Source organism: Streptomyces abyssalis, from assembly GCF_001751365.1.
GTDB lineage: Bacteria > Actinomycetota > Actinomycetes > Streptomycetales > Streptomycetaceae > Streptomyces > Streptomyces abyssalis.
In genome coordinates this window covers 1,078,239-1,090,865 of record NZ_LJGT01000038.1, presented here as the reverse complement: position 1 = coordinate 1,090,865, position 12,627 = coordinate 1,078,239, and the positions used below count along the sequence as shown (strand labels likewise).

Sequence of the window (12,627 nt, the reverse complement as noted above, 5' to 3'; positions counted from 1 at the left end):
TTCCGATGCACGTCACGCATCTGTCGCTCGCCGACTTCCGTTCGTACGCCCGGGCCGAGGTGGCTCTCGGTCCGGGCGTGACGACGTTCGTGGGGCCGAACGGGCAGGGCAAGACGAATCTCGTGGAGGCCGTCGGCTATCTCGCGTCGCTCGGCAGCCACCGGGTGTCGTCGGATGCTCCGCTGGTGCGTATGGGTGCGCCGCGCGCGGTCGTACGGGCGGCGGTCCGGCAGGGGGACCGGCAGCAGCTGGTTGAGCTGGAGCTGAATCCGGGCAAGGCGAACCGGGCGCGGATCAACAGGTCCTCGCAGGTCAAGCCGCGTGATGTGCTGGGGATTCTGCGGACGGTGCTCTTCGCGCCCGAGGATCTGTCGCTGGTGAAGGGGGATCCGGGCGAACGGCGCAGGTTCCTGGACGAGTTGGTCACGGCGCGTTCGCCGCGCATGGCGGGGGTGCGTTCCGATTACGACCGGGTCCTCAAGCAGCGCAATTCGCTGCTGAAGTCGGCGGTGATGGCGCGGCGTCACGGGGGGCGTGACGTGGACACTTCGACGCTGGACGTGTGGGACGAGCATCTGGCGCGCGTGGGTGCCGAGTTGCTGGGGCGGCGGCTGGAGCTGATATCGGCGCTGCGGCCGCTCGCGGACAAGGCGTACGAGCGTCTCGCGCCGGGCGGTGGTCCGGTGGGGCTGGAGTACAGGGGTGTTCCGGCGGACGGCGGCCGTGGCGAAGCGGGCGGTGACGGCGGGGCTCTCCACGCGGACGCGGACGGTGCGGGCGCGGGCGCGGGTGTGGGCGGTGGGTTCTCGCCGGCGGAGCTCTACGACGGGCTGCTGGGGGCGTTGCGTGAGTCGCGCCGTGCGGAGATGGAGCGCGGTGTGACGCTGGTGGGTCCGCACCGGGACGACCTGGTGCTGAAGTTGGGGGAGCTGCCGGCGAAGGGTTATGCGAGCCATGGTGAGTCGTGGTCGTTGGCGTTGTCGTTGCGGCTGGCGTCGTACGAGTTGCTGAAGAGCGAGGGCAACGAGCCGGTGCTGGTGCTGGACGACGTCTTCGCGGAGCTGGACGTGCAGCGGCGGGCGCGGCTCGCGGAGCTGGTGGTGCCGGGCGAGCAGGTGCTGGTGACGGCGGCTGTGCCGGAGGATGTGCCGGATGTGCTGGCGGGGGCCCGTTTCACGGTTGCCGGCGGGGAGGTGGTGCCGGAATGAGCGAGGAGCGCGACGGGGAGCACCCGGACGCACGGCGGCCCGAACGTACGTCCCCGGAGGCGGGCGCGGAGACCCGGGACGAGACGCCCTGGACGTCCGGCCCCGAGCCGCCTGGCGCGGAGCGTCCGGAGCCCGGGGAGCCCACGGGTGTGGATCTGGCGCGGGTGGCGCTGCGTGCGGCCAAGGAGCAGGCGCGGGAGCGGGGTGCGGCTGCCCAGCAGAAGAAGGATGTGCGGCGTGGCCGGGTGCCGCGTTCCGCCGCAGGCCGTGACGGGCGCGATCCGCTCTCGCTGGGTGCCGCGGTGCGGGGGTTGATCACGGAGCGGGGCTGGGCGGTCCCGGCCGCGGTGGGCGGTGTGATGGGCCGCTGGCCGCAGTTGGTCGGGCCCGAGGTGGCGCAGCACTGTGAGCCGCAGCGGTTCGACGAGGAGGAGCGGGTGCTCACGGTGCGGTGTGATTCCACGGCGTGGGCGACGCAGTTGCGGTTGCTGGCGCCGAGGCTGGTGGCGCGTCTGAACGAGGATCTGGGGGACGGAACGGTGGCGTTCCTGAAGGTTCGCGGACCGCAGGCTCCGGGCACGCGCAGTGGTCCGTTGCGTGCACCGGGTAGCAAGGGTCCGGGCGACACCTACGGGTGATTCGTGACGGCGCTCACGGTGATGGAGCGTTGACAGGTCGAAGCGCTGAGCGCCCCTGTGAGCGTTCTGGCCCCCCGGTGTGCATATAGGGAGTCGGCGGACGCCGATCCAGGACGGCACATGCGGACTCAGGCACCGGCAAACCCCCATTCACACTGCCGCCACCGGTACACTGGTGGCTAACCCGCCCCGTTGCGGAACATGTCGAACGACGCAGCCGCTCCACATCGATGGAGTCGGCCTGTGCTGTGCCAGAAAGGGCGCTTCGTGGCCGATTCCGGCGATCTCAACGAGTCCGAGAACAACTCCACAGACACCGGCACCGATGCGCCGCTCGTCGACGGCGCCGGCGCCGAGGTCCCCCCGGTGGGTCCGCCGGTCTCGCCGGTGTCCGCGGTGTCGGAGCCGTCGTACGACGCGAGTGCGATCACCGTCCTTGAGGGCCTTGAGGCCGTGCGCAAGCGGCCCGGCATGTACATCGGGTCGACAGGTGAGCGTGGTCTGCACCACCTGGTGCAGGAGGTCGTGGACAACTCGGTCGACGAGGCCATGGCGGGCCACGCGGACACGATCACGGTGACGCTGCTCGACGACGGCGGGGTCCGGGTGCAGGACAACGGCCGTGGCATCCCCGTGGGCATCATCCCGTCCGAGGGGAAGCCGGCCGTCGAGGTCGTGCTCACCGTGCTGCACGCGGGCGGCAAGTTCGGCGGCGGCGGGTATGCCGTCTCCGGCGGTCTGCACGGCGTCGGTGTCTCGGTCGTGAACGCGCTGTCGCAGAGGGTCGCCGTCGAGGTCAGGACGGACGGCCACCGCTGGACCCAGGACTACAAGCTGGGTGTGCCGACCGCGCCGCTGAAGCGCAACGAGGCCACCGACGACACCGGTACGACGGTGACGTTCTGGGCGGACCCGGAGATCTTCGAGAGCACGGAGTACTCGTTCGAGACGCTCTCGCGCCGTTTCCAGGAGATGGCGTTCCTGAACAAGGGCCTGACGATCGAGTTGAGGGACGAGCGTCAGGAGCATGTGGACGAGGAGGGCAAGCAGCTCTCCGTCCGTTACCACTACGAGGGCGGCATCTCCGACTTCGTGCGCTATCTCAACTCCCGCAAGGGCGAGTTGGTGCACCCGACCGTGATCGACGTGGAGGCCGAGGACAAGGACCGTACGGTCTCGGTCGAGATCGCGATGCAGTGGAACAACCAGTACAGCGAGGGTGTGTACTCCTTCGCCAACACCATCCACACGCATGAGGGCGGCACGCACGAGGAGGGTTTCCGTGCGGCGCTGACGGGTCTGATCAACCGGTATGCGCGGGACAAGCGTCTGCTGCGCGACAAGGACGACAACCTGACGGGTGAGGACATCCGGGAGGGTCTGACGGCGATCATCTCCGTCAAGCTCGGTGAGCCGCAGTTCGAGGGCCAGACGAAGACGAAGCTGGGCAACACGGAGGCGAAGACCTTCGTTCAGAAGATCACACATGAGCATCTGAGCGACTGGCTGGACCGCAATCCGAACGAGGCCGCGGACATCATCCGTAAGGGCATCCAGGCGGCGACGGCACGTGTCGCGGCCCGCAAGGCCCGTGATCTGACGCGCCGCAAGGGCCTGTTGGAGACGGCGTCGCTGCCGGGGAAGCTGAGCGACTGCCAGTCGAACGACCCGGCGAAGTGCGAGATCTTCATCGTGGAGGGCGACTCGGCGGGCGGTTCGGCCAAGTCGGGCCGTAACCCGGAGTTCCAGGCGATCCTCCCGATCCGCGGCAAGATCCTCAATGTGGAGAAGGCCCGGATCGACAAGGTGCTGCAGAACGCCGAGGTGCAGGCGCTGATTTCGGCGTTCGGCACCGGCATCCATGAGGACTTCGACATCGCGAGGCTCCGGTATCAGAAGATCATTCTGATGGCTGACGCCGATGTCGACGGCCAGCACATCAACACCCTGCTGCTGACCCTGCTGTTCCGTTTCATGCGTCCGCTGGTCGAGGCCGGGCACGTCTTCCTCTCGCAGCCACCGCTCTACAAGATCAAGTGGGGGCGTGACGAGCATCAGTACGCCTACTCGGACCGCGAGCGCGACAGCCTCATCGAGCTCGGCCGTGAGCAGGGCAAGAGGATCAAGGACGACTCGATCCAGCGCTTCAAGGGTCTGGGCGAGATGAACGCCGAGGAGCTGCGCATCACCACGATGGACTCCGATCACCGGGTGCTGCGCCAGGTGACGCTGGACGACGCGGCCGCGGCCGACGACCTCTTCTCGATCCTCATGGGCGAGGACGTGGAGGCGCGGCGCTCGTTCATCCAGCGCAACGCCAAGGACGTCCGCTTCCTGGACATCTGAGCCTTGAGATCCGAGCCCTGACACCTGAGCCCTGCCATCCGGGGCCGCCGGCCGCCGGCAACGCCCGGGGCCCGTACTCCGCCGCGGAGTCCGGCGTCGCAAACACACTGAAGGACTTGAGCTGAGCAATGGCCGACGAGATCACCCCCACCCCTGACAGCCCCGACAGCGACGAGGGCACCGAGCCTGTCGTCGCAGGCGATCCCGCTCCGGTGCAGATCGAGGGCGCGGCTTCGCGCGTCGACCCGGTGAGCCTCGAGACCGAGATGCAGCGTTCGTATCTCGACTACGCGATGAGCGTGATCGTCTCGCGTGCGCTGCCGGACATCCGCGACGGTCTGAAGCCGGTGCACCGGCGGGTGCTGTACGCGATGTACGACGGCGGCTACCGGCCGGAGAAGGGCTTCTACAAGTGCGCCCGCGTCGTCGGCGACGTCATGGGCACGTACCACCCGCACGGCGACTCCTCGATCTACGACGCTCTGGTGCGGCTCGCGCAGCACTGGTCGATGCGGATGCCGCTGGTCGACTCCAACGGCAACTTCGGTTCGCCGGGCAACGACCCGGCGGCGGCCATGCGGTACACCGAGTGCAAGATGACGCAGCTGTCGATGGAGATGCTGCGTGACATCGACGAGCAGACGGTCGACTTCCAGGACAACTACGACGGCCGCAACCAGGAGCCGACGGTCCTGCCGGCTCGCTTCCCGAACCTGCTGATCAACGGCAGCGCGGGCATCGCGGTCGGCATGGCGACGAACATCCCGCCGCACAATCTGCGCGAGGTGGCGTCCGGCGCGCAGTGGTATCTGGAGCACCCGGACGCCTCCAACGAGGAGCTGCTCGATGCGTTGATGGAGCGCATCAAGGGCCCGGACTTCCCCACGGGCGCGCTGATCGTGGGCCGTAAGGGCATCGAGGAGGCGTACCGCACGGGCCGTGGCTCGATCCCGATGCGCGCGGTCGTCGAGGTCGAGGAGCTCCAGGGCCGGCAGTGCCTGGTCGTGACCGAGCTTCCGTACCAGGTGAATCCGGACAACCTGGCGCTCAAGATCGCCGAGTTGGTGAAGGACGGCCGGGTCGGCGGCATCGCGGACGTACGGGACGAGACGTCCTCGCGCACGGGCCAGCGGCTGGTGATCGTGCTCAAGCGGGACGCGGTCGCGAAGGTCGTGCTGAACAACCTCTACAAGCACACCGATCTTCAGACGAACTTCGGCGCCAACATGCTGGCGCTCGTCGAGGGCGTGCCGCGCACCCTGTCGCTGGACGCCTTCATCCGGCACTGGGTGGCGCACCAGATCGACGTCGTCGTACGCCGGACGCGTTTCCGGCTGCGCAAGGCGGAGGAGCGGGCGCACATCCTGCGCGGTCTGCTGAAGGCTCTCGACGCGATCGACGAGGTCATCGCGCTGATCCGGCGCAGTCAGACCGTCGACGACGCGCGCGGCGGCCTGATGGGGCTGCTCGAGATCGACGAGATCCAGGCCAACGCGATTCTCGAGATGCAGCTGCGGCGTCTGGCGGCCCTGGAGCGGCAGAAGATCACCGCCGAGCACGACGATCTGCAGGCGAAGATCGACGAGTACAAGGCGATCCTGGCTTCGCCGGACCGCCAGCGGCAGATCATCGGTGAGGAACTGACCGCGCTGGTGGAGAAGTTCGGCGACGACCGGCGCACGACGATCATCCCCTTCGAGGGCGACATGTCCATCGAGGACCTGATCGCCGAGGAGGACATCGTCGTCACGATCACCCGTGGCGGCTATGTGAAGCGGACGAAGACCGTCGACTACCGGGCGCAGAAGCGCGGTGGCAAGGGCGTGCGCGGTACGAAGCTCAAAGAGGACGACATCGTCGACCACTTCTTCGTCTCGACGACGCACCACTGGCTGCTGTTCTTCACCAACAAGGGCCGTGTGTACCGGGCGAAGGCGTATGAACTGCCCGATGCGGGCCGGGAGGCCCGCGGTCAGCACGTCGCGAATCTCCTCGCTTTCCAGCCGGACGAGCAGATCGCGGAGATGATCGCGATCCGCGACTACGAGGCGGCGCCCTACCTTGTGCTGGCCACGAAGTCGGGCCTGGTGAAGAAGACTCCGCTGAAGGACTACGACTCCCCGCGCTCCGGCGGCGTCATCGCGATCAACCTCCGGCAGATGGAGGACGGCCGCGACGACGAGCTGATCGGCGCGGAACTGGTCTCCCCCGAGGACGATCTGCTGCTGGTGAGCCGCAAGGCGCAGTCGATCCGTTTCACGGCGACGGACGAGGCGCTGAGGCCCATGGGACGTGCCACTTCCGGTGTGAAGGGGATGAGTTTCCGTGAAGGTGACGAACTTCTCTCGATGAACGTCGTACGTGCGGGTACGTTCGTGTTCACCGCCACGGACGGCGGGTATGCGAAGCGCACCGACGTCGACGACTACCGCGTGCAAGGCCGGGGTGGCCTGGGCATCAAGGCGGCGAAGATCGTGGAGGACCGCGGCTCGCTGGTGGGCGCACTGGTCGTCGAGGCGAACGACGAGATCCTCGCGATCACGCTCGGTGGCGGTGTGATTCGTACACGCGTGAGTGAGGTCAGGGAGACGGGCCGTGACACGATGGGCGTCCAACTGATCAACCTGGGCAAGCGGGACGCGGTCGTCGGTGTTGCCCGCAACGCCGAGGCCGGCCGTGAGGCCGAGGAAGTGGAGGCGGCTGTGGAGCCCGGCGGCGAGCCGGGTGAGGAGCCGGCGGCCACGCCGGATGAGCCGGACGACGAGGAGTAAGGCGTGAGTGGTGCCCAGCCGCAGCCTCATGCGGGGCAGGGGGCCGAGGCGCGGCAGCAGCCGCAGCCGGAGTCGCAGCCCCTGCCTGACGCGCAGCCGCATCGTCCCCCGCAGGCGTATCCGGCGCCGCCGGTGACCCCGCCGACGACGGGCGTGGCGGGGCCCGGGTCTGCGGGCGGCGGTCACGGTCAGCAGCCCCGTACGGACGGTGCGGGGGCGGGCACGGGCGCGGGTGCCGGCGCGGGCATGGGCACCGGCACCGGCACCACCACGGAAGCGGGCGCCGGCGCGGGTGTGGGTCTGGCCGCGGGTGCCGTGCGGCGTCCGCGCACCGGGGCCCGCACGGTGCCGCGTACCCGGAAGGCGCGGCTGCGCGTCGCCAAGGCCGACCCGTGGTCGGTGATGAAGGTCAGCTTCCTCCTGTCGATAGCACTGGGCGTGTGCACGATCGTGGCGGTCGCGGTGCTGTGGATGGTGATGAACGCGATGGGAGTGTTCTCCGCCATCTCCGGTACCGTCAGCCAGGCGACGGAGTCCGGCGCCGCGGGCGGCGGTTTCGATCTCGAATCGTTCTTGTCGTTGCCGAGGGTGCTGCTGTTCACGACTGTGATCGCAGTGATCGACGTGGTCCTCGCGACGGCTCTGGCGACGCTGGGTGCCTTCATCTACAACCTGTCGGCGGGCTTCGTCGGAGGCGTCGAGCTCACCCTCGCGGAGGACGAGTAGCAGCGGGAACGGGCCCTGGAACCGATTTGGGGGCCCGGATGGAAGTGCGCTAATCTTTCGGTGCAGCACGGGGCTATAGCTCAGATGGTTAGAGCGCATCCCTGATAAGGATGAGGCCACAGGTTCAAGTCCTGTTAGCCCCACCAGCGCGAAGGCCGGTGTCGGACATCCGACACTGGCCTTTGGCATCACCAACTGACATCAACCGGCCCGACGATCATCCCTCGGCAGGTCGGCAAGCCGAGCGGGACGGGAACGCACCTCAACCTGCTGGCCTTAGGCCGGAGTTCGAGCGGGACGGTCTCGGGACCGTCGGATACGTCGACACGCACGATGGCGTGGAAGTGGACCGCTCCCCTGCGTTGGAAGGCCGCGATCAGTGATTATTCGCGCTTGGGCCAGATCGGCCCCTGGTCGGTCCAGATGACCCCCTTGTTGCGGCACAGGCAGAAGGGGTGGCCGATCGGGTCGGTGTAGACCTGCCAGCCGTAGCCGTTGGGGCCGATGAAGTCCTGCATCAGCGTCGCACCGAGGCCGAGGACGCGGCGCTGCTCGGACTCGATCTCGTCCACCTCGAAGTCGAGGTGGAACTGCTTGGGGTGCTCACTGTCGGGCCACTGCGGAGCGCGGTAGTCGTCAACTCGGATGAATGCCAGCTCGATCTCGCCGAACTGGATGCCGGCCCAGTCCTCGGAGCTGCCTTCCTTGATCGGACGGCCCGTCACCTCGGAGTAGAAAGCCGCCAGCTCCATCGTGTCCGGGCAGTCGATAATGAAATCAGTGAGTCGCAGCATCCCGCGATCTTGGCACAGGCTCACACCCGACTTCGAGACAGACCGCGAGCAGCTCCGCTGAGGTGTAAATCGGGTGGATCACCCGTTCTCGGGCGCGCGTCACGGTGCGTTACCGGCGCCTTTCCCCCGGCGACGGGGACGCCTGCGCCACGCTGCCGACCCCGAAGGCCGGGCGAGCGAACTCGCCTGCAAAGCACGGCAGTTGGACCCGTGAGGTTTGTCACTGAGTGAGTTCTGAGCGAGGCATCGACACTTCCCCGTTCGTGTGGTTGGGACCGGGTCCCGCGGGCGATCCGTGAACCCTTGTGCGCGCATTGGTTCGCTGACGCCAGATACGTTCCCGTGTCCGTATTGCGGACCCGGTGATCCTTCACCGGGATCGAGCCGGCCGTTCCGCATCGCCCTCCTCAAGTTTCCGGCCGCAGAAGTTAACGTCTCTCCGCGCCATTCGCCTTGCGTCAACCTCTGGCCGGATGAAGGAGAGTGCCGACAATGAACCGCAGGACTCTTACGCCCCCTGCCATGGCCGGGCTGCTTGCCCTCGCGCTCGTTGCCTGCAGCGACGGGGTTGGCGGCAGTGACGACGAAGAGAAGAGCATCGTGGTCGGCACGACGGCGAGACTGGCGGTCACCGAGGACACCCCGGCGCCGTTCGACCCGGCCGCCTCATACGACGTCAGCTCCTGGAACGTCATGCGCAACACTTTGCAGACGCTGCTGCGGCCGCCCCGTTCGGGCACCGATCCCGTGCGGGACGCGGCCGAGAGGTGCGCTTTCGCCTACAAGAAGAACGACCGGTACAGCTGCACCGTGCGGGACGGGCTGACCTTCTCCAACGGGAACAAACTCAGCGCCGAGGACGTCGAGTTCTCCATCGAGCGCCTGCTCCGCATCAACCTCGAGGGCGGTCCGGCCTCACTGTTCAGCAACGTCGACAAGGTCGAGGCCACCGGCGGCAACAAGGTCGTCTTCCACCTGAAGAAGCCGGACGCCACCTTCCCGTACAAGCTCGCCACCCCGGCCGCGTCCATCGTCGACAGCGAGACGTATCCCGCCGGCCGGGTCGCCAAGGGCTCCGACGGCACCGGTTCGGGGCCGTACCTGGTCGACGACTTCGACGAGAAGGGGCGCAAGCTGATCCTCGCGAGGAACCCGGACTACCGGGGCGGCCCCGAGGCGAAGAACGAGAAGATCGAGCTGCGATTCTTCGGCAGCTCGGGCGCGCTTCAGAAGGCACTCACCTCCGGTGACATCGACGTGATGAACCGCGGCATCACGTCCCGGTTCGTCGACCGGCTGGAGGCGGAACAGGACGACCACATCGATCTCGTCGAGCAGACCGGCCAGGGGGTCCGCTACCTCGTCTTCGACACGGAGGACAAGACGGTCGGACGGCGCGCGGTGCGGCAGGCGTTCGCCCAGGTCGTGGACCGCAAGCAGCTGGTGGGTGACGTCTTCCCACGTACCGCCGAGCCGTTGTACTCCGTCGTCCCCGGCGGCCTCACGGGGCACACGAACTCCTTCTTCAACGAGTACGGCGAGCCCAGCGTCAAGGCCGCGGAACGCACCCTGCGCAAGGCGAAGGTGAAGACGCCGGTGAAGATCAGCCTTCATCACGCCCGTACCGGCCGGGGCGGCGTGACCGCCACGGAGTTCGCGATGCTCAAGAAGCAGCTCAACGACAGCGGAGTCTTCGAAGCGGACGTCAAGGCCGAACCCCTGAACTCCTACAGCTCCGCGGCGTTGAAGGGGAAGTACCAGGTGTACGGCTTCGGCTGGCTCCCCGACTTCCCGGACGCGGACAACTTCATCGCGCCCTTCCTCGAGAAGAACAACGTGCTCAACTCCCCGTACGCCAACAAGGAGATCCGCGACGAGCTGATACCGCAGACCCGGCGTGAACCCGACCGGGCGGACGCCACGAAGAGCTTCGCCCGCGCGCAGAACATCGTCGCCGACGACGTCCCGGTGCTGCCGCTGTGGCAGAGCAAGCAGTACATCGCGGCCCACGACGACATCACGGGCGTGGAGTGGGCGCTCAACTCCTCGTCCCTGCTGCAGCTGTGGGAGCTGGACCGCGGGGTGAGCAGCTGACGCGTGCCGCATCCGGCGCGCGCCGGCACCGGCCGGTGACGTGGCCGGTGTTCACCGTCGTTCGCCCGGCTCTCCGGTGGCGCCGGAAGGACGGGCCGTGCTGTCGATGATGGTGCGGGCGCCGTGGCGGAGCAGTTCGTCGCACACGCGCGTGCCGAGGCCCGCCGCGTCCTCCGCGCCGGGTGCCTGCAGGTGGGCGTGGGCGGTGCGGGTGCCGTCGAGGGTGAAGACCAGGCCGCGCAGGCTGAGCCGGCCGTCCGCGCCGGTGACGCAGTGACCGGCGACGGGTGAGTTGCAGTGGCCGCGCAGGCCCCCCAGCATCGAGCGCTCGGCCGTCGCCTCGGCGTGTGTCCGCGGGTGGTCGATGCGGCGGAGCAGCGCCGTGGCGGCCTCGTCGTCGCTGCGGCAGTGTGCCACCAGTACGCCCGCGCCGACGGCCGGCAGCACTTCGCCGAGGGGGAATTCGTACCGGATGCGGGCTGTGAGACCCAGACGTACGAGCCCGGCCTTGGCCAGCACCATCGCGTCCGCTCCGAGGCCGCGGCGGGCCCCGTCCAGCTTCTCCAGGCGTGTGGCGACCGCTCCGCGCACGTCCAGCATGCGCAGGTCGGGCCGCAGGGCGAGGAGTTGGGCCCTGCGTCGTACGGAACTGGTGGCGACCGACGAGCCGGGGGGAAGGTCCGCGAGGGTGGTCGCGGGTGAGCCCTCGGGTACTAGCAGCACGTCGTGCACGTCGGCACGGGGAAGCATCGCGGCGACGGCCAGGCCCTGCGGCAGGGGCCGGTCCCCGGGTACGTCCTTGAGGCAGTGGACGGCGACATCGACCTCGCCGCGCTGGAGCCGCAGGTCGACGGCCTTGACGAACAGTCCCTTCCCGCCGGCGTGGGAGAGGGAGCCCGGCCAGGTGTCGCCGGAGGTGATGACCGGTACGGTCCGCGTGGCCAGCCCGGGGGCGGCACGGTGCAGGAGTTCCGCCACCTGGGCGGCCTGCGCGAGCGCCATCGGAGAGCTGCGGGTGCCGATGCGGAGCGGGCGGTCGGGGAAGTCGGTCACGGGTGGAGATCCTCTCGGGGTGCGGATCTCAACGTAGGGCGCGGGCCCGCTCATTGGGGGCGATGGCAGTGTGTGTTGGTTCGGTCGCTGTGAGTTGCGCGGGTTCGGGATGCGGTGTGCGCGGAACCGTCGCACTCTTTTGGTTATGGCTGCGTCGATCGTCGTGCATCCGCCCGCACCCACGGGCGGGCGCCGTATAACCGCTGACAGGGTCGATGGGGACGATCTCGGGTTCGCCCGTGGGATCGCGGACCTGGTCGAGATCCTGCGCCGCGCGGGACTCGATCCCGACCAGGTGCGTCTCGACGACCCGGTGCTGATCGAATGGCGCGGGGGGAAGGCCGACGTGTGGGAGTGACGCGCACCGCGCGCTGCTGAGCGGGCTACTGAACGCGCTGCTGAACGTGCCGCTGAGCCCGCCGCGGAAGGGCCGCGCGGGCGTCCGGCGCCGTGCGTACGCGATGCGCCGAACGGAGATCGTCGTCGTCGGGGCGGACTCCCCGGTGATGGTGGACGGTTGGGTATCATCGGGCGCCAGATGGTCCCAACGTCTCTCAGAAGGACGAGGTAGCGCGGTGAAGAAGCTTCTCCTGGTCGCACTGGCCGCCATCGGCGGGCTCCTCGTGTACCGCCAGATCCAGGCGGACCGCGCCGAGCAGGATCTGTGGACGGAGGCGACCGACTCCGTGCCCGCAGGTTCGGGTGTGTGAAACCACAGCGTTTTCGCGTAGAGGCCCTGACCGTTCAGGCGGTCGGGGCCTCTTCGCGTGCGAAGGCGGCCGGGGCGCCGTTCGTGCCGCTCCTGGACCGAACGCTTCGTGAGCCGCACGCACCCGGTGTCCGTCCGCAGGGACGGCGACTACTACTACATCGCGGTCACGTTCGGGGCGGACGCCGCGTCTGTCGCGGAGAATCCTGACACCGGCGTCCTGTTCCGCGCCGACGTCCGGGGCGAGGCCGACGCGGGACCGCGCACGGGTGTCCCGGGGCCGAGGGC

General features: G+C 68.5%; 10 protein-coding genes and 1 tRNA gene. 9 read left to right on the top strand and 2 right to left on the bottom strand.

Annotated elements, in window-relative coordinates; all coding sequences use genetic code 11:
• Positions 1-5 precede the first annotated feature (5 nt).
• From recF to AN215_RS12025, 6 genes are all read left to right on the top strand, one after another.
• On the top strand, positions 6-1,208 hold the full coding sequence (gene recF, locus AN215_RS12050; protein WP_070009111.1) for a DNA replication/repair protein RecF: 1,203 nt from the start codon (positions 6-8) through the stop codon (positions 1,206-1,208).
• Positions 1,205-1,846: a DciA family protein gene (locus tag AN215_RS12045; protein ID WP_079122914.1), complete on the top strand. Its 642-nt coding sequence runs from the start codon at positions 1,205-1,207 to the stop codon at positions 1,844-1,846. The genes recF and AN215_RS12045 overlap by 4 nt, the downstream gene beginning before the upstream one ends.
• A gap of 243 nt (positions 1,847-2,089) precedes the next feature.
• Positions 2,090-4,192 (top strand): DNA topoisomerase (ATP-hydrolyzing) subunit B, encoded by a 2,103-nt coding sequence (gene gyrB, locus AN215_RS12040; protein WP_070009110.1) that lies wholly within the window; start codon positions 2,090-2,092, stop codon positions 4,190-4,192.
• A gap of 128 nt (positions 4,193-4,320) precedes the next feature.
• On the top strand, positions 4,321-6,963 hold the full coding sequence (gene gyrA / locus AN215_RS12035) for a DNA gyrase subunit A (protein ID WP_070009109.1): 2,643 nt from the start codon (positions 4,321-4,323) through the stop codon (positions 6,961-6,963).
• 3 nt (positions 6,964-6,966) lie between these two features.
• Positions 6,967-7,689 carry a DUF3566 domain-containing protein gene (locus AN215_RS12030; RefSeq protein ID WP_070009108.1) on the top strand — a complete coding sequence of 241 codons (723 nt, stop codon included), beginning with the start codon at positions 6,967-6,969 and terminating at the stop codon, positions 7,687-7,689.
• 69 nt (positions 7,690-7,758) lie between these two features.
• Positions 7,759-7,835 (top strand) — tRNA-Ile (locus tag AN215_RS12025).
• A 237-nt stretch (positions 7,836-8,072) separates the two neighbouring features.
• Here the strand turns inward: AN215_RS12025 and AN215_RS12020 are convergent.
• Positions 8,073-8,483 (bottom strand): VOC family protein, encoded by a 411-nt coding sequence (locus AN215_RS12020; protein ID WP_070009107.1) that lies wholly within the window; start codon positions 8,481-8,483, stop codon positions 8,073-8,075.
• A 492-nt stretch (positions 8,484-8,975) separates the two neighbouring features.
• Here AN215_RS12020 and AN215_RS12015 point away from each other — a divergent pair, with 492 nt between their 5' ends.
• Positions 8,976-10,577 (top strand): ABC transporter substrate-binding protein, encoded by a 1,602-nt coding sequence (locus AN215_RS12015; protein ID WP_070009106.1) that lies wholly within the window; start codon positions 8,976-8,978, stop codon positions 10,575-10,577.
• A 51-nt stretch (positions 10,578-10,628) separates the two neighbouring features.
• Here AN215_RS12015 and hemC read toward each other — a convergent pair whose 3' ends face one another.
• Positions 10,629-11,630, bottom strand: coding sequence for a hydroxymethylbilane synthase (hemC, locus tag AN215_RS12010; protein ID WP_275521288.1), 1,002 nt, complete (start codon positions 11,628-11,630; stop codon positions 10,629-10,631).
• A gap of 145 nt (positions 11,631-11,775) precedes the next feature.
• On the opposite strand from hemC, the gene AN215_RS12005 reads away from it, so the two are divergent.
• Positions 11,776-11,988: a hypothetical protein gene (locus AN215_RS12005; protein ID WP_070009105.1), complete on the top strand. Its 213-nt coding sequence runs from the start codon at positions 11,776-11,778 to the stop codon at positions 11,986-11,988.
• 217 nt (positions 11,989-12,205) lie between these two features.
• Entirely contained in the window at positions 12,206-12,340 is a 135-nt protein-coding gene (locus AN215_RS28560; RefSeq protein ID WP_003958712.1) for a DLW-39 family protein, read from the top strand.
• Positions 12,341-12,627: the final 287 nt, after the last annotated feature.

Excerpts from the sequence above, each read along its gene's own strand:
- AN215_RS12045 (WP_079122914.1), top strand. The coding sequence starts at position 1,205 with ATGAGCGAGGAGCGCGACGGGGAGCACCCGGACGCACGGCGGCCCGAA.
- recF (WP_070009111.1), top strand. The coding sequence starts at position 6 with ATGCACGTCACGCATCTGTCGCTCGCCGACTTCCGTTCGTACGCCCGG.
- AN215_RS12015 (WP_070009106.1), top strand. The coding sequence starts at position 8,976 with ATGAACCGCAGGACTCTTACGCCCCCTGCCATGGCCGGGCTGCTTGCC.
- gyrA (WP_070009109.1), top strand. The coding sequence starts at position 4,321 with ATGGCCGACGAGATCACCCCCACCCCTGACAGCCCCGACAGCGACGAG.
- AN215_RS12005 (WP_070009105.1), top strand. The coding sequence starts at position 11,776 with ATGGCTGCGTCGATCGTCGTGCATCCGCCCGCACCCACGGGCGGGCGC.
- AN215_RS12020 (WP_070009107.1), bottom strand. The coding sequence starts at position 8,483 with ATGCTGCGACTCACTGATTTCATTATCGACTGCCCGGACACGATGGAG.